This window comes from Knoellia sp. p5-6-4 (assembly GCF_029222705.1).
Taxonomy (GTDB): domain Bacteria; phylum Actinomycetota; class Actinomycetes; order Actinomycetales; family Dermatophilaceae; genus Pedococcus_A.
Window position 1 is genome coordinate 1048377 of record NZ_JARGZF010000002.1, and the last position, 16479, is coordinate 1064855.

At 71.4% G+C, this 16479-nt stretch carries 16 protein-coding genes; 10 read left to right on the forward strand and 6 right to left on the reverse strand.

Annotated elements, in window-relative coordinates; genetic code table 11:
* Window positions 1-48 precede the first annotated feature (48 nt).
* Window positions 49-1641 carry a methylmalonyl-CoA mutase family protein gene (locus P2F65_RS16370; RefSeq protein WP_275810149.1) on the reverse strand — a complete coding sequence of 531 codons (1593 nt, stop codon included), beginning with the start codon at window positions 1639-1641 and terminating at the stop codon, window positions 49-51.
* Between the two features lie 119 nt (window positions 1642-1760).
* Window positions 1761-2237 (reverse strand): MarR family transcriptional regulator, encoded by a 477-nt coding sequence (locus P2F65_RS16375; protein WP_275810152.1) that lies wholly within the window; start codon window positions 2235-2237, stop codon window positions 1761-1763.
* A gap of 52 nt (window positions 2238-2289) precedes the next feature.
* On the opposite strand from P2F65_RS16375, the gene P2F65_RS16380 reads away from it, so the two are divergent.
* Window positions 2290-3216, forward strand: coding sequence for an ABC transporter ATP-binding protein (locus tag P2F65_RS16380; protein WP_275810155.1), 927 nt, complete (start codon window positions 2290-2292; stop codon window positions 3214-3216).
* A complete protein-coding gene (locus tag P2F65_RS16385; RefSeq protein WP_275810158.1) occupies window positions 3213-4808 on the forward strand; it encodes a polyketide antibiotic transporter in 1596 nt (531 codons plus the stop codon). Before P2F65_RS16380 ends, P2F65_RS16385 begins: the two co-directional genes overlap by 4 nt.
* A gap of 19 nt (window positions 4809-4827) precedes the next feature.
* Here the strand turns inward: P2F65_RS16385 and P2F65_RS16390 are convergent, their stop codons facing one another.
* Entirely contained in the window at window positions 4828-5931 is a 1104-nt protein-coding gene (locus P2F65_RS16390; protein WP_275810161.1) for a mannose-1-phosphate guanylyltransferase, read from the reverse strand.
* Window positions 5932-6139: 208 nt separating this feature from the next.
* On the opposite strand from P2F65_RS16390, the gene sdhC reads away from it, so the two are divergent.
* From sdhC to P2F65_RS16415, 5 genes are read left to right on the forward strand one after another with little or no spacing between them, the layout of a single operon-like run.
* On the forward strand, window positions 6140-6517 hold the full coding sequence (gene sdhC / locus P2F65_RS16395) for a succinate dehydrogenase, cytochrome b556 subunit (RefSeq protein WP_275810164.1): 378 nt from the start codon (window positions 6140-6142) through the stop codon (window positions 6515-6517).
* Between the two features lie 11 nt (window positions 6518-6528).
* On the forward strand, window positions 6529-6981 hold the full coding sequence (locus tag P2F65_RS16400) for a succinate dehydrogenase hydrophobic membrane anchor subunit (RefSeq protein ID WP_275810166.1): 453 nt from the start codon (window positions 6529-6531) through the stop codon (window positions 6979-6981).
* Between the two features lie 13 nt (window positions 6982-6994).
* A complete protein-coding gene (gene sdhA, locus P2F65_RS16405) occupies window positions 6995-8770 on the forward strand; it encodes a succinate dehydrogenase flavoprotein subunit (RefSeq protein WP_275810168.1) in 1776 nt (591 codons plus the stop codon).
* Entirely contained in the window at window positions 8770-9528 is a 759-nt protein-coding gene (locus P2F65_RS16410; protein WP_275810170.1) for a succinate dehydrogenase iron-sulfur subunit, read from the forward strand. The genes sdhA and P2F65_RS16410 overlap by 1 nt, the downstream gene beginning before the upstream one ends.
* 5 nt (window positions 9529-9533) lie before the next feature.
* Window positions 9534-10781, forward strand: coding sequence for a hypothetical protein (locus P2F65_RS16415; RefSeq protein ID WP_275810173.1), 1248 nt, complete (start codon window positions 9534-9536; stop codon window positions 10779-10781).
* A 41-nt stretch (window positions 10782-10822) separates the two neighbouring features.
* On the opposite strand, the gene P2F65_RS16420 is transcribed toward P2F65_RS16415, so the two are convergent.
* Window positions 10823-11338 carry a 2'-5' RNA ligase family protein gene (locus P2F65_RS16420; protein WP_275810175.1) on the reverse strand — a complete coding sequence of 172 codons (516 nt, stop codon included), beginning with the start codon at window positions 11336-11338 and terminating at the stop codon, window positions 10823-10825.
* A gap of 10 nt (window positions 11339-11348) precedes the next feature.
* Window positions 11349-12380, reverse strand: a complete 1032-nt coding sequence (gene trpS / locus P2F65_RS16425; RefSeq protein WP_275810178.1) for a tryptophan--tRNA ligase — start codon at window positions 12378-12380, stop codon at window positions 11349-11351.
* 175 nt (window positions 12381-12555) lie between these two features.
* Between trpS and P2F65_RS16430 the strand changes: the two genes are divergently transcribed.
* Genes P2F65_RS16430 through galK form a run of 3 tightly spaced genes read left to right on the forward strand, consistent with a single transcriptional unit; the run spans window position 12556 to window position 15688 of the window.
* Window positions 12556-13365, forward strand: a complete 810-nt coding sequence (locus P2F65_RS16430; RefSeq protein ID WP_275810181.1) for a DeoR/GlpR family DNA-binding transcription regulator — start codon at window positions 12556-12558, stop codon at window positions 13363-13365.
* Window positions 13362-14483, forward strand: coding sequence for a galactose-1-phosphate uridylyltransferase (gene galT, locus P2F65_RS16435; RefSeq protein WP_275810184.1), 1122 nt, complete (start codon window positions 13362-13364; stop codon window positions 14481-14483). The genes P2F65_RS16430 and galT overlap by 4 nt, the downstream gene beginning before the upstream one ends.
* Window positions 14480-15688, forward strand: a complete 1209-nt coding sequence (gene galK, locus P2F65_RS16440; RefSeq protein ID WP_275810186.1) for a galactokinase — start codon at window positions 14480-14482, stop codon at window positions 15686-15688. Before galT ends, galK begins: the two co-directional genes overlap by 4 nt.
* 155 nt (window positions 15689-15843) lie before the next feature.
* Here galK and P2F65_RS16445 read toward each other — a convergent pair whose 3' ends face one another.
* On the reverse strand, window positions 15844-16476 hold the full coding sequence (locus P2F65_RS16445; RefSeq protein WP_345803708.1) for an exodeoxyribonuclease III: 633 nt from the start codon (window positions 16474-16476) through the stop codon (window positions 15844-15846).
* Between the last annotated feature and the right edge of the window lie 3 nt (window positions 16477-16479).

The following is a 16479-nucleotide window of genomic DNA, read 5'->3' on the forward strand; positions in this document are numbered from 1 at the left end:
TCGGGTGAGGCGCACCCTTATCGGGTGACCCGATAAAGGTGCGTCCGGTCAGAAGCTGTCGCGCGGCACGTACAGCCCCCAGACGTCGCGCAGCGCGTGGCTGATCTCGCCGCCGGTCGCCCGCAGCCGCAGGGCCTCCTTCATCGGGTACAGCACGTTGTCGCTGCCGCGCGCCGCCTCGCGCACGACCTCGAGCGCCCGCTCGACCGCCTCGTTGTCGCGGTCGGCACGCAGCGCGGCGAGCCGCTCGCACTGGTCGACCTCGATCTGGGGGTCGACGCGCAGCGGCTCGTAGGGCTCCTCCTCCTCGAGGGTGAAGCGGTTGACCCCGACGACGGTGCGCTCCTTGTGGTCGATCTCGAGGGCGATGCGGTAGGCCGAGCGCTCGATCTCCGACTTCTGGAAGCCCTGCTCGATCGCGGCCACCGCTCCCCCGCGGTCCTCGACCGCCTCGATCAGCCCGAGAGCCGCGGCCTCGAGGTCGTCGGTCATCGACTCGACGACGTAGGAGCCGGCGAACGGGTCGACCGTCTTGGTCACGTCGGTCTCGTAGGCGATCACCTGCTGGGTGCGCAGCGCCAGGCGGGCCGCCTTGGTCGTGGGCAGCGCGATGGCCTCGTCGTAGGAGTTCGTGTGCAGCGACTGCGTGCCGCCGAGCACCGCGCCGAGGCCCTGCAGCGCGACCCGGACGAGGTTCACCTCGGGCTGCTGGGCCGTCAGCTGCACCCCGGCCGTCTGGGTGTGGAACCGCAGCATCTGCGACTTGGGGTTCTTCGCGCCGAACTCCTCCTTCATGATCCGCGCCCAGATGCGGCGGGCGGCGCGGAACTTCGCCACCTCCTCCAGCAGCGTGGTGCGGGCGACGAAGAAGAAGGACAGGCGCGGGGCGAAGTCGTCGACGTCCAGGCCGGCCGCGATGGCCGCCCGCACGTACTCCTTGGCGTTGGCGAGGGTGAACGCGATCTCCTGCGCGGGCGTGGCCCCGGCCTCGGCCATGTGGTAGCCGCTGATGGAGATGGTGTTCCAGCGCGGCATCTCCTTGGCGCAGTAGGCGAAGATGTCGCTGATCAGGCGCAGCGACTCCTTCGGCGGGTAGATGTAGGTGCCGCGCGCGATGTACTCCTTGAGCACGTCGTTCTGGATGGTGCCGGTCAGCTTCGTTCCGTCGATCCCCTGCTCCTCCGCGACGAGCTGGTACATCAGCAGCAGCGTCGAGGCGGGCGCGTTGATGGTCATCGAGGTCGACACCTGGTCGAGCGGGAGGTCGTTGAACAGGGTGCGCATGTCGTCGATGGAGTCGACCGCGACGCCGACCTTGCCGACCTCGCCGTGGGCGATGGCCTCGTCGGAGTCGTAGCCCATCTGGGTGGGCAGGTCGAAGGCGACGGAGAGCCCACCGGTGCCGTTGTTGACGAGCTCGTGGTAGCGCTCGTTCGACTCCTTCGCGGTGCCGAAGCCGGCGTACTGCCGCATCGTCCAGGGCCGGCCGGTGTACATGGACGGGTAAACCCCGCGCGTGAACGGGTACGACCCCGGGGCCCCGAGCTTCTCGTCCGGGTCGAAGCCTGCGAGCGACGCGGCGTCGTAGACGGGCTGGATGGGGAGGTTCGACTCGCTCTGCGCGGACTGTGCTTCGGCCATGGGCGGAGCCTAGTGGCGTCCGTGGACGGGGTCGGCGGGCCGTGGCTCATCTCACGGGCAACCGACCGGCACCGGCCTGCGGCCGACCGGTCAGGGGCCAGCCTCCGTCACCCGCCCGGTCAGCGGGTCAGCTCGGCCCTGCGCTTGTCCCAACGCCGCGCGACCTCCTCGAGCTCGAGGCTGAGGAAGTCGAGGAACTCCGCGGACAGCGCCAGGCGGCGGCCGGCCGGCGTCCTCTCACCGCCGACGGCACCGACCCCCTCGACCAGCGCGGCACGCAGCGGGCCGTAGACGGCCGAGGCGTTGATCATCGCGTCGTGCCAGGCGTCGTCGGCCACCACGTAGACATCGCGCCGGGACCCGCGCTCGCGCTCCCGGTGGATCATGTGCACCTGCTGCAGGTAGCGGACCGCCCCCGAGACCGCCGCAGGCGAGACGTCCAGCGCCTCCCTCAGCTCGGCCGCGGTCATCCTCCCGTCGGCGCTGGCCAGCAGGCAGGCGAAGACCCGCGAGGGAAGGCGGGCCAGGCCAGCTGCTGTGAGCGCAGAGCCGAAGCGCTCGACGAAGTGTGCGGTGTCCGTCGCGGAAGTCGGCATGAGTTCACTTTATTTCATTCAGTAATTTCTGAACACTGTGTACCGTGGAGCCATGGGTACCGCCATCCAGACCCGCGCCCTGCGCAAGACCTTCGGCTCCACCGTCGCCCTCGACGGGCTCGACCTGACCGTCGAGGAGGGTGAGGTCCACGGCTTCCTGGGCCCGAACGGCGCCGGCAAGTCGACGACCATCCGCATCCTGCTCGGTCTGCTGCGCGCCGACGGCGGCTCCGCCACCGTGCTGGGGGCCGACCCGTGGGCCGACGCCGCGCAGCTGCACCGACGCATCGCCTACGTCCCGGGCGACGTCGCGCTGTGGCCGAACCTCACCGGCGGCGAGGTCATCGACCTGATCAGCCGGCTCCGCGGCGGGCTCAACGAACGGCGGCGCGCCGACCTGCTCGAGCGCCTCGACCTCGACCCGACGATGAAGTGCCGCGCCTACAGCAAGGGCAACCGGCAGAAGGTCGCCCTGGTGGCCGCCCTGGCGAGCGACACACCGCTCCTCCTGCTGGACGAGCCCACGGCGGGACTGGACCCGCTGATGGACCAGGTGTTCCGCACCACGCTGCGCGAGCTGAGGGCCGAGGGACGCACCGTCCTGCTCTCGAGCCACATCCTCTCCGAGGTCGAGAACCTGAGTGACCACGTCACGATCATCCGCGCCGGCAAGGCTGTCCAGACCGGCGCCCTGTCGGACATGCGCCACCTGTCACGCACCGTCCTCGACGCCCAGGTCTCCTCCCCCGCGGGCATCAGCGACGACCTGTCGGCGATACCGGACGTCGAGGACCTGCTTGTCGAGGGCGGCCGGGTGCGCTGTTCGGTCGAACCCGCGGGACTGAGCCAGACCCTTGCGGTGCTCGGCCGGCACGGCCTGACCTCGCTCGTGAGCAGGCCGCCCTCGCTCGAGGACCTGTTCCTGCGGCTTTACCAGGGCGGCCAGGAACGCACACCCCTCGCGCAGGCACAGCCATGAGCCCGCATGCCGGGCTGGGCACCATGGTGCGCCTGGCCCTGCGCCGCGACCGGGTCCTCATCCCCCTGTGGGCGGTGATCCTCCCCCTCGTGGTCGCGAGCTCCGTGGCGGCGACCGTCGACCTGTACCCCGACCTCGCGGGTCGGCGCACCGCCGCCCTGGCCGCCGACGCCTCCCCGGCGGCACGCTTCATGTACGGCCCCATCCACGACCCGTCCAGCCTCGGCGGCCTCGCCACCTGGAAGATGGGCACGATGGGGGCGGTCTTCGTGGCCTTCCTCGCCATGACGCTGGTGCGCCGGCACACCCGCACCGATGAGGAGGCCGGCCGCCTCGAGCTCGTCACCGCCGGGCTCCTCGGGAAACGGGCGACGCTGACCTCGGCCGTCACGGTGTCGGTGGCGGCAGTCCTCGTGACCGCCACCCTGACCGCCATCGGCAACACGGCGGTCGGCCTGCCCCTGGACGGCTCCCTCGCCTTCGGTGCGACCTGGGCGGTCGTCGGGATCTTCTTCACCGCGGTCACCGCCCTGGTCGCCCAGCTCACCCAGAGCTCGCGGGCGTGTGCCGGCACCGTCTCGGCCGTCATCGGGGTGTCCTACGCGATGCGCGGGGTGGGGGACGTGTCCGGTGGTGGGTGGGGGCGGACGCTGAGCTGGCTGTCACCGATCGGCTGGCCGGTGGAGGTCCGGCCCTATGCCGACGACCGGTGGTGGGTGCTGCTCATCCCGCTGGCGCTCTCCCCCCTCGTGCTGGCCGCGGCGTTCGCGTTCCAGGACCGCCGGGACCTCGGCGAGGGCATCATCCCGACGCGACCGGGGCGGGCCCGCTCCACCGGACTGCTGTCGACGCCGTGGGGCCTTGCCTGGCGGCTGCAGCGCTCCATGCTGGCGGGGTGGGCTGCCGGTGTGGTCTTCCTCGGCCTGGTCCTCGGCTCGATCGTCCGCAACGTCGAGGACATGGTCACACCCGAGACCCGCGAGCTCCTCGAGAAGCTGGGCGGCTCGGGGTCCCTGGTCGACATCTTCCTCAGCGTGGAGTTCTCCTTCGCCTCGCTGGCCGTCTCCTGCTACGCCATCGCTGCCATCCTGCGCCTCTCGTCCGAGGAGGCGTCCGGCCACGGCGAGGTGGTGCTGGCGACCGCGACCGCGCGCCGCACCTGGTACGCCAGCCACGTGGTGATCGCCCTCGTCGGCTCGGCCCTGCTGCTGGCACTCATGGGCCTGGCAGCGGGCGTCGCCCTGGGCGTGCAGACCGGCGACGTCCCAGGCACCGTGAGGTCGCTCGTCGCCGCGGGCCTGGTGCAGGCACCCGCCGCGTGGGTGGTCGCGGGCCTGGCCGCCGCGCTGTTCGGCACGGCGCGACGGCTCGGGACACTGGCCTGGGCCGCGTTGGTGGTGTTCCTCCTGCTCGGCGAGTTCGGCGAGCTCTTCTCGCTGCCGCAGGCCGTCATGCGCCTGTCACCGTTCGCGCACAGCCCGCGCGCGCCCGCCGAGGCGATCACCACGACCCCCGTGCTGGTCCTGCTGGCGCTGGCGCTGACGCTGGTGGCGTCAGGGGCCGAGCTCTTCCGCAGGCGCGACGTGGCCTGAGCCCGCTCCGGGCAGCGGCTCAGACGAGCTCGTCGAGGCCCTCCGCCTTGAGCACGTCGACGATCGCCTTGACGTCCTGGGCCCGCTGCCGGGTGGTCACCAGCACCGCGTCCGGGGTGTCGACGACCACGATGTCCTCGAGCCCGACCACAGCCACGTGCCGGCCGCCTGCAGGCACGACGATGCCGGTGGCGTCGAGGGCGCGGACGAGCCCCTCGTCACCGAGCACGCGGACCTCTCCCGTCTCGGCCGCCCGCGGCAGCAGCGTCGCCAGCGAGTGGAAGTCGCCGACGTCGTCCCAGCCGAACGAGCCCGGCACGACCGCGACCCTGCCCTCGTCGGCGGCGGGTTCGGCCACCGCGTGGTCGATGGCGATCTTCTCCAGGCCGGCCCAGCGCTCCTCGAGGAGGCTGGGGTCGGCCGCGATCTCGCGCAACCCGGAGGCGAGGGAGGGGTGCCACTTCGCCAGCAGGTCCATCAGCACGGCCGCGCGGACGACGAACATCCCCGCGTTCCAGCGGAAGCGGCCGCTGGCGACGTACTCCGCGGCACGCCGGGAGTTCGGCTTCTCCACGAACTGCTCGACCAGGCAGGCGGGACCGTCGCCCAGCGCCTCGCCCATCCTGATGTAGCCGAACCCGGTCGCCGGGTGCGTCGGCTCGATGCCGATCGTCACGAGGTAGCCCTCGTCGGCGACGTCGACGGCGTCCTGGACGCAGCGGCGGAAGGCGTCGGGGTCGGCGATGACGTGGTCGGCCGCGAAGGAGCCGAGGATCGCGTCGGGGTCGCGCCGCTCGAGCACCGCCGCCGCCAGGCCGATCGCGGCCATCGAGTCGCGCGCCGACGGCTCGGTCATCAGCTGGTCCCCGGGCAGCGCGGGCAGCTGCTCTCGCACGGCGTCGGCGTGGGCCGCGCCCGTCACGACCACGACCCGGTCACCCACCAGCGGCTCGAGGCGGTCCCAGGTGCCCTGCAGCAGCGAGCGGCCGGCGCCGGTGAGGTCGTGCAGGAACTTCGGGGACGCCGCGCGCGAGAGCGGCCACAGGCGGGTGCCCGCCCCTCCTGCGGGGATCACCGCCCAGAAGCGGTCGAGGGAGGCGGGGACGTGGGCTGCGCCGGACATGCGCCGAACGCTAGGGCACGCCGGCCGGGGACCCAAGCTCCCCGCGCACGGCATACCGGCGGGTAACCCGATCTGTCTCCTTTCTCACAGGACCCGCCGAGCACTCGCACCTTTCCGACAGATAATCTGGCCGACGAACTACGGCCGCCGTCGTCCAGCTACGGACGCTTGCCGCCGCCATCACTCTTCGGCTTGAAAGGGACGCGCAGTGGCCCAGTCAGCTACCGGGACGCTCTACCGCGGACGCGAGGGCATGTGGTCGTGGGTGGCCCACCGGATCAGCGGTGTGCTCATCTTCCTCTTCCTCTTCGCGCACGTGCTCGACACCGCGCTCGTGCGGGTCTCCCCCGAGGCCTACAACGACATCATGGAGACCTACAAGAACCCGATCGTGGGTCTCGGCGAGGCCGGCCTCGTCGCAGCGGTGATCTTCCACGCGCTCAACGGCCTGCGGATCGTGGCGGTGGACTTCTGGTCCAGGGGCCCGCGCGTCCAGCGCCAGATGTTCTGGGCCGTGGTCATCGGTTTCGTCGTGCTCTTCGCGCCCTTCGCGATCCGGCACCTGAGCATCGTCTTCTCGCACTGAAAGGGCAGCTGATGACTGCAACCACGAGCGAGCCCACCGCCCTCCCCGCGCAGAAGTCGCGCTACGCCCGACGGTCCAAGGGCCGCGGCAACTTCGAGCTCTGGTCCTGGGTGTTCATGCGCGGGTCCGGCGTCCTGCTGCTGTTCCTCGTCTTCGGCCACCTGTTCGTCAACCTGATGCTGGGCGAGGGCATCAACCAGATCGACTTCGCCTTCGTCGCCGGCAAGTGGTCCAACCCGTTCTGGCAGACCTGGGACATGCTGATGCTCTGGCTCGCCGAGCTGCACGGCTTCAACGGCGTCCGGACGATCATCAACGACTACGCGGAGAAGAACAGCACCCGCATGGTGCTCAAGACGCTGCTCGTGCTGAGCGCCCTGGTCGTGCTCGTGCTCGGCACCCTGGTGATCTTCACCTTCGACCCGTGCATCGACCCCGCCTCCACCCTCGAGCAGTGCAAGTAAGGAACGGACACTGATGCAGACGCACAAGTACGACGTCGTCATCGTGGGCGCCGGCGGCGCCGGCATGCGCGCCGCGCTGGAGTCCTCCAAGCGCACCCGCACCGCGGTGCTCACCAAGCTCTACCCCACCCGGTCCCACACCGGCGCGGCCCAGGGCGGCATGTGCGCCGCCCTCGCCAACGTCGAGGAGGACAACTGGGAGTGGCACACCTTCGACACCGTCAAGGGCGGCGACTACCTCGTCGACCAGGACGCTGCCGAGATCATGTGCCGCGAGGCGATCGACGCGGTCATCGACCTCGAGAAGATGGGCCTGCCGTTCAACCGCACCCCCGAGGGCAGGATCGACCAGCGCCGCTTCGGCGGGCACACCCGCAACCACGGCGAGGCAGCGGTGCGCCGCTCGTGCTTCGCCGCGGACCGCACCGGCCACATGATCCTGCAGACGCTCTACCAGAACTGCATCAAGCAGGGCGTGGAGTTCTACAACGAGTTCTACGTGCTCGACCTGCTCATGAGCGAGGGCCCGGACGGCGTGCAGCGCACCGCGGGCGTCGTCGCCTACGAGCTGGCGACCGGCGAGATCCACGTCTTCCAGGCCAAGTCCGTCGTGTTCGCCACCGGCGGCACGGGCAAGGTCTTCAAGACCACCTCCAACGCGCACACCCTCACCGGTGACGGCATGGGCGTGGTGTTCCGTCGCGGCATCCCGCTCGAGGACATGGAGTTCTTCCAGTTCCACCCGACCGGCCTGGCCAGCCTGGGCATCCTCCTGTCGGAGGCCGCCCGCGGCGAGGGCGGCATCCTGCGCAACGCCGACGGCGAACGCTTCATGGAGCGCTACGCCCCCACCATCAAGGACCTCGCGCCGCGCGACATCGTCGCCCGCTCGATGGCCAACGAGGTGCGCGAGGGCCGCGGCGCCGGGCCGAACAAGGACTACGTCCTGCTCGACCTGACCCACCTCGAGCCGGCCCACATCGACGCCAAGCTGCCGGACATCACCGAGTTCGCCCGCACCTATCTCGGTGTCGAGCCCTACACGGAGCCGGTGCCGGTCTACCCGACGGCGCACTACGCCATGGGCGGCGTGCCGACCAACGTCGAGACCGAGGTGCTGCGCAACAACACCGACGTCGTCCCCGGCCTGTATGCCGCCGGCGAGGTCGCCTGCGTGTCCGTGCACGGCTCGAACCGCCTGGGCACCAACAGCCTGCTCGACATCAACGTCTTCGGCCGCCGTGCCGGCATTGCCGCCGCGGACTACGCGGTGGGCGCGGACTGGGTCGACCTGCCCGAGCAGGCCGACGCCCTGGTCGTGGGCATGGTGGAGTCGATCCGCGGCCGGGCCACCGGAGAGCGGGTCGCCGACCTGCGTCGCGAGCTGCAGGAGACCATGGACCGCAACGTCCAGGTGTTCCGCACCGAGGCCTCGATGAAGGAGGCGCTCGGCGTCATCGACGAGCTCAAGGAGCGGTACGCCAACGTCGTGGTCCAGGACAAGGGCCGGCGCTACAACACCGACCTCCTCGAGGCCATCGAGCTCGGCTTCCTGATCGAGCTGGCCGAGGTCATCACGCTCGGCGCCCTGGCCCGCAAGGAGTCCCGTGGCGGCCACTTCCGCGAGGACTATGAGGCGCGCGACGACGTGAACTTCATGCGCCACACGATGGCCTACCGAGCCCCTGTCACCGACGTCGAGTCCGGTCCGCGGTTCGCAGACGAGGTCCGCCTCGACTACAAGCCGGTGACCGTGACCCGCTACCAGCCGATGGAGCGCAAGTACTGATGACCGCCACTGTGGAAGAGAAGACCGAGGCGAAGGCGGGGGCCGTCCCGAGCTTCACCGTGACGCTCCGCATCGAGCGCTACGACCCCGAGGTCGACAGCGCCCCGCACTTCGAGAACTACACGGTCACCGCACACGCCACCGACCGCGTGCTCGACGCACTGCACCAGATCAAGTGGGACCAGGACGGCTCGCTCAGCTTCCGCCGCTCCTGCGCGCACGGCATCTGCGGCAGCGACGCCATGCGGATCAACGGCAGGAACCGGCTCGCCTGCAAGACGCTCATCAAGGACGTCAACCCGGACAAGCCGATCACCGTCGAGCCGATCAAGGGCCTTCCCGTCGAGAAGGACCTCATCGTCGACATGGAGCCGTTCTTCCAGGCCTACCGCGACGTGATGCCGTTCCTCATCACCACCGGCAACGAGCCCACCCGCGAGCGGATCCAGAGCCAGGAGGACCGCGAGCGCTTCGACGACACCACCAAGTGCATCCTGTGCGCCGCGTGCACCACCAGCTGCCCGGTCTTCTGGAACGACGGCCAGTACTTCGGCCCGCAGGCCATCGTCGGCGCGCACCGCTTCATCTTCGACAGCCGCGACGAGGGCGCCGCCCAGCGCCTCGAGATCCTCAACGACAAGGAGGGCGTGTGGCGCTGCCGCACCACCTTCAACTGCACCGAGGCCTGCCCTCGCGGCATCGAGGTCACGAAGGCGATCCAAGAGGTCAAGCGCGCCCTGCTGACCAACAAGTTCTAGCGGGCGTGCGACGCACCCTCTGCGCCGCCGCCGCCGGTCTCGTGCTGGCAGTCGGCGGCGGCGTCGTCTCCCCGGCGACCTCGCCCGCCGTCGCGGCACCGAAGCCGAAGCCGAGCACGCCCACGCTGCCGGTCCCGAAGGCCACGGTCGACCCGCGGCTGTCCATAGGTGGCGAGCGGCTGGCCTCCATGGGCACCGTCGTCGACCTCCCCCGGGGCGTCCCCGCCCCCCCGAAGCTGAAGAACGTCTCCTGGGTGCTCGCCGACATGGACTCGGGTGAGGTCATCGCCGCGAAGGCCGCCCATGCGCGCCTGCTGCCGGCGAGCACGCTGAAGGCGCTCACGGCACTGACGCTGATCCCCCGGGTCGAGCCCGACCGCGCGTACCGGGCCACGGCCGAGGACGCGAACGCCGACGGCACCCGGGTGGGGATCCTGCCCGGCCAGACCTACACGGGACGGCAGCTCTTCAGCGCCCTGCTGATGTCGTCGGGCAACGACGCGGCGTACGCGCTCGCCCGGGCCGGCGGTGGCATGGACGCCACCCTGGGTGCCATGAACGAGCAGGCCCGCCACCTCGGGGCACACGACACCGTGGCCGGCGACCCCTCCGGACTCGACGCGCCCGGCCAGAGCTCGAGCGCCTACGACCTGGCCCTCATCGGGCGCGCGGCCATGCAGCTGCCCGACTTCCGCACCTACGTCACGACGAAGCAGATGAAGTTCCCCGGCGGCAAGGGCGCGAACGGCAAGCGCGCCACCTTCGTCATCTCCAACCACAACCGGCTGCTCTACAACTACGACGGCACCATCGGCATCAAGAACGGCTACACCAACGCGGCGAAGCGCACCTTCATCTCCGCGGTCACCCGGGGCGGGAAGACGTACATCCTCACCGAGATGTACGGACTCGAGCACAGCTGGCGACCACAGGCGGCGATGTACGACTGGGCCTTCCGCTACGGCGACCTCGCGAGACCCGTCGGCCGGCTCGTCGAGCCCGGCACCGTGACGACGCCACCCACGCTGCCTGCCGCCACGGCATCCGCAGCGGTGACCCCGACGGCCCCGCCCGCCCCCACGGAGGCCGATCCGGACCGCGACGTGGCGGCGGCCTTCCCCGCGAGCCTGGAGAACGGCAGCCTGCCCCCGTGGGTCGGGGTCGCCACTCTGGCTGCCGCCGTGCTCCTCGTGGGCCTGTTCGCCCTGCGCGGCATCACGCGCAGCAGTGGGACCAGGGGCCGCACCCACTGAGCGCGCACCCCGCTGGGGCGCCCTCCGGGGCGGCCCCGAGCTCACCGTCCCCTGAGGGGGAAGGACTGGACGGGGCGCCAGACCTGGTCTGCACCGTGCTCGTAGAGGTGGAAGGCCTCGACCTCGAAGGTCGCCTCGAAGTCGGCGAGCTCGGTGAACGCGCGGTCGAGGTTCTCCTCGCTGACGTGGTGCGCCACCGTGACGTGGGGGTGGTAGTAGAACTCGAGGTGCCGCTCCAGCGGGCCCTGCCGCACCGCACGCTCGAGCACCTCGCACTCGGCGAGCCCGCCGGAGACCTGGACGAACACGACCGGCGAGATGGGGCGGAAGGTTCCCGTGCCCCTCAGCACCATGGGAAAGGGCCTGCTGATGGCGCTGACTGCCTCGAGGTGCTCGACGGCCGCGGGCATGTCCCTGTTGGCCACGACGGTGGGCCCCAGGAGCGTCACGTGGGTCGGGATCGAGTCCGCGAGCGGGTCGCCGAACGAGGCACGCTTGGCCTGGAGGAGGTCCCCGTGCGGCGGGGGGATCGCGATGCTGACGCCGATCGTGGGCACGGGCGCGACCCTATCGCGCCGCCGGCAGCAGCCCGACGCGGTCGCGCACGCGGTCCATGGTGGCCCGGGCGACCTCGCGGGCCCGGTCCGCGCCGTCGGCAACCGCGCGGTCGAGCTCGGCCGGGTCGTCGAGCAGCTCGGTCATCCTGGTGCGGAAGGGCGTGATCGCCTCGACGGCGACCTCGGCGACCTCCTTCTTGAGGTCCCCGTAGCCGTGTCCCTCGAAGCGCCGCTCGAGGTCGGGGATCGACGTGCCCGACAGGACGCTGTGGATCACGAGGAGGTTGGACACACCGGGCTTGGCCTCCACGTCGTAGCGCACCTCCGCCTCGGTGTCGGTGACCGCCGAGCGGATCTTCTTGGCGGTCCTGGAGGGCTCGTCCATCATCCAGATGACGCCGCGGTCGGTGGACCCGGTCTTGCTCATCTTCGACGTCGGGTCCTGCAGGTCCATGATCTTCGCCGACTCCCTGAGGATGTGCGGCTCGGGCACGACCAGGGTCTCGCCGAAGCGGGTGTTGAACCGCTCAGCGAGGTCGCGGGTGATCTCGAGGTGCTGGCGCTGGTCCTCGCCGACCGGCACCCGGTCGGCGTCGTACATGAGGATGTCGGCGGCCATGAGCATGGGGTAGGCGAACAGGCCGACGTTGGCGTTCTGCCCCTTGGCGATCTTGTCCTTGAACTGCGTCATGCGGGCGGCCTCGCCGAACCCGGTGAGGCAGTTCATGACCCAGCCGAGCTCGGCGTGCTCGGTGATGTGGCTCTGGCAGAAGACGGCGGACCGCTTCGGGTCGACGCCGCCGGCGATGAACTGCGCCGCGGTCACGCGGGTGCGGTGGCGAAGCACCTCCGGCTCGGTCGGCACGGTGAGGGCGTGCAGGTCGGCCACGAAGTAGTAGGCGTCGAAACCCTCCTGCAGTCCGACCCAGTTCACCAGCGCCCCGATGTAGTTGCCGAGGTGGAGCGAGTCACTGGTCGGCTGCATCCCCGAGAGGATTCGGGGCAGCCGGGCGGGCGAGGTGGGGGCAGACATGCCCGCCATTGTGTCAGGTGGGGCGGAGCAGCAGGCTCCGGGTCCCCGGCGGGGAAACGCTCCTCCTTGTTGGATTTTGTTGACACGTGGTCGAAGATGTCGCACGCTTCGGTTCATGCCCGCGCCTCCCGGAACCACACCACCACGCCCGGCGTCGTCGCCGCGGTGAGGGAGAGCTGACCCCGTGCTCGCCGGCCAGCGCCGCGCCACCATCGTCGCCCTCGTCGCCGAGTCCGGCGCCGTCCGGGTCGCCGACCTCGTGCAGCAGCTCGGGGTCTCCGACATGACGGTCCGCCGCGACATCGAGCAGCTGGCCCGCGAGGGCCTGGTCGAGCGCGTGCACGGCGGGGCCCTCGCCGTCGGCGGGCGCCGCAGCGAGGAGCCGGGGTTCACCGCGAAGTCAACAGTGATGACCCGCGAGAAGGAGGCCATCGCCGCCGCGGCCGCCGCGCTGGTCGAGCCTGGTGCGTCGATCGGCATCTCGGCCGGCACGACCACGTTTGCGTTCGCACGCGCGGTCCGCTCCGTCCCGGACCTGACGGTGGTCACCAACTCCATCCCGGTGGCGCAGCTGCTCCACGAGTCGGGCGCTCCCAGCCAGACGGTCGTGCTCACCGGAGGCGTGCGCACGCCGTCCGACGCCCTGGTGGGCCCCATTGCCATCGGGGCCCTGCGGATGCTGCACGTCGACCGCCTCTTCCTTGGTGTGCATGGCATGGACGCCCGGGCCGGCCTGACCACCCCGAACCTCGTGGAGGCAGAGACCAACCACGCCATGATCGAGATGGCGCGCCGGCTGTGCGTGCTGGCCGACCACACCAAGTGGGGCACCGTCGGGCTGGGCACCATCACCGAGCTCACCGAGGTCGACCAGCTCGTCACGGACAGCGGCGTCTCCGAGCGGGCCCGCGCCACCCTGACGGACCTCGTGGGCGAGCTCGTCGTCGCGCCGGCGCTGCCGGAGGCGGTCGGGACGCAGGGGCGCACGGCATGACCCAGACGGCCCCCACGATCCGACGGACCAGCCGACGCCTCGCGGACGGGCGCGAGATCCTCTACTTCGACGACCGCACCTCGGCACCGCGGACGGCGGAGGACACCCGCGACCTCGGCGGACGCGCGCTGGCCGGCCAGCTGCGCCGTGACCCGCTCACCGGCGACTGGGTGGCCGTCGCCGGGCACCGGCTCAACCGCACCTTCCTGCCGCCGGAGAACGAGTGCCCCCTCTGCCCCACCGGCCGCGGGACGGTGCCCTCGGAGATCCCCGAGTCCGACTACGACGTGGTCGTCTTCGAGAACCGCTTCCCCTCATTCTCCCCACACGCCGAGGAGGGTGCCGCCACGTCACACGGGCTCCTCGAGCACGTTCCGGCGCACGGGCGGTGTGAAGTGGTCTGCTTCACCAGTGACCACGACGCGAGCTTCTCGTCGCTGCCGGTCTCCCGAGCCCGCACGGTGGTCGAGGCCTGGGCCGACCGGACGGCGGAGCTCGGTCGGCAGCCGGCGGTCGAGCACGTCTTCTGCTTCGAGAACCGCGGGCAGGAGATCGGCGTGACCCTGCACCACCCGCACGGCCAGGTCTACGCCTACCCGTTCGTCCCGGCCCGCACCCAGTCCCTGCTCACTGAGGCGCGCCGTCACCACGACCGCACCGGCAGACTCCTCGGCGCCGACATCCTCGCCGCGGAGCGCGCCGACGGCTCGCGGATGGTGCTCGAGGGCGAGCACTGGAGCGCCTACGTACCGTATGCCGCACGCTGGCCGGTCGAGGTGCACCTCGCGCCGCACCGCGACGTCGCCGACCTCGTCGCCCTGAACGGGGAGGAGCGCGACGAGCTCGCGGAGGTCTACCTCGACCTGCTGCGACGGCTCGATCGCTACTACCCCGGCCCCAACGGCCGGCCTCGCCGCCTGCCGTACATCGCGGGGTGGCACCAGGCGCCCGTGCACGTCGGGCGTGACGTCTCGCGGCTCCACCTGCAGGTCATGTCGGTGCTGCGCGCGCCCGCCAAGCTCAAGTACCTCGCGGGCTCCGAGTCCGGCGTCGGCGGCTGGGTCAACGACGTGCCGCCGGAGCGCATCGCGGACCGGCTTCGCGAGGTCGATGCGTGAGCGCTCCCTGCGGGGCGCGGTGGCGGCCGCCACCGGACTCCCACGAGGTGGCGAGCACCCTGAGCCGGCGGTTCGAGCAGCGGTTCGGTGAGCCGCCGTCCGGCGTGTGGGCGGCCCCCGGGCGCGTCAACCTCATCGGCGAGCACACCGACTACAACCAAGGGCTGTGCCTGCCGATGGCGCTCCCCCACCGCACGTATGCCGCGGTACGGGTCCGCGCGGACCGCGCCAACCGGGTGGCCTCTCTGCAGCAGGACGACGGGTGGGAGGGCACCCTCGACGACGTCGGCCCCGGTTCCCCCCGGGGCTGGGCGGCCTACGCGGCCGGGGTGCTCTGGGCGCTGGGACAGCGAGGTCTGGACCTGCCCGGGCTCGACGTGCTCGTCGACGGCCACGTGCCCCCGGGCAGCGGGTTGTCGTCCTCAGCGGCCCTGGAGTGCTCTGTCGCGGCGGCCGTGGCAGGTCTCGTCGACGAGGTGGGGTCACTGGCGCCGGAGGAGCTCGTCGAGGCCTGCGTCGCCGCGGAGAACGTGGTCGCGGGCGCGAGCACCGGCGGCCTCGACCAGTCCACCGCGCTGCGTGCCCGCGCCGGTCACGTCATGCTGCTCGACTGCCGCGACTTCTCCGTCGAGCAGGTCCCGTGGATGCTCGACGGATGGACCCTTCTCGTGGTCGACACCCGGGCGCCGCACGCCCTCGTAGACGGCCAGTACGCGCAGCGGCGACGCAGCTGCGAGGAGGCCGCCGCCAGGCTGGGAGTCACCTCCCTGCGCGACGTGGAGGCCGCCGAGCTCGAGAGCGCGCTGGCACGGCTGGCCGGAGACGAGGTGCTCGTGCGCCGCACCCGCCACGTCGTCACCGAGATCGAGCGGGTGCGCCGGGCGGCCCACTCGCTCAGGGGCGGCGACGTGGCCGCCCTCGGCCAGCTGATGGCCGCCTCTCACGTCTCGCTGCGCGACGACTACGAGGTGTCGTGCCCCGAGCTCGACACCGTCGTCGACACCGCCCTGCACGCGGGAGCCGCCGGGGCCCGGATGACCGGCGGCGGGTTCGGCGGGTCGGCGGTCGCGCTCGTGCGCCAGGACGAGTCGGCCGCCGTGGCGGACGCGGTCGCCGCCGCCTTCGCCGACCGTGGTTGGGGCGCACCGCAAGTGCTCGAGGCCGTGCCCTCCGGACCCGCGACCCGCGTTCAGCCCAGGTCGTAGTCGACCGTCACCGCCGCGTGGTCGCTCCAGCGCTGGTCGTAGGCGGCGGCCCGGCCCACGCTCGCGCTCACCGCCGTCTTGGCGAGGGCACGGCTGGCGACCTGGTAGTCGATCCGCCACCCCGCGTCGTTGTCGAAGGCCTTCCCCCGCCACGATCACCACGTGTAGGGACCCGGGCCGGGTCCGTGCAGCTCCCGGTGCGCGTCGACCCACTCACCGAACTCGAACCACCGGTCGAAGTAGGCCCGCTCCTGCGGGAGGAAGCCGGACTTCTTGAGGTTGCCCTTCCAGTTCTTCAGGTCGTCCTCGCGGTGCGCGACGTTGAGGTCACCGGTCACCACAGCCAGCGAGCCGGCCGCGGCCCAGGCCTCGAGCCGGTCGGTGATGGCGTCGAGGAAGCGGTACTTCTCGAGCTGGCGCGGGGTGTCCGCGTCGCCGGTGTGCACGTACGTCGAGACCACGGTGACCGCACCGGCCGGGCTGGCGAGATCGACCTCCACCCAGCGGCCGCTGCTGGCAAACTCCAGCGGCCCCACCCCCACCTGCACGCGCAGCGGCACTGCCCGGCTCACGACCGCGACGCCGGCCCGCCCCTTGTCGGCAGCCTCGGTGTGGGCCACGTGCCAGTCCCCTAGCCCGGCTTCCTCGAGGACCTGCGAAAGCTGGGCGTCGGTGGCCCGGACCTCCTGCAGGCACAGGACGTCGGCGCCCTGCTCCGCGAGCCACTGCACCCCGCCGCGGCGGGCGCAGGCTCGGATCCCGTTGACGTTGGCCGTGATCACACGCATGTC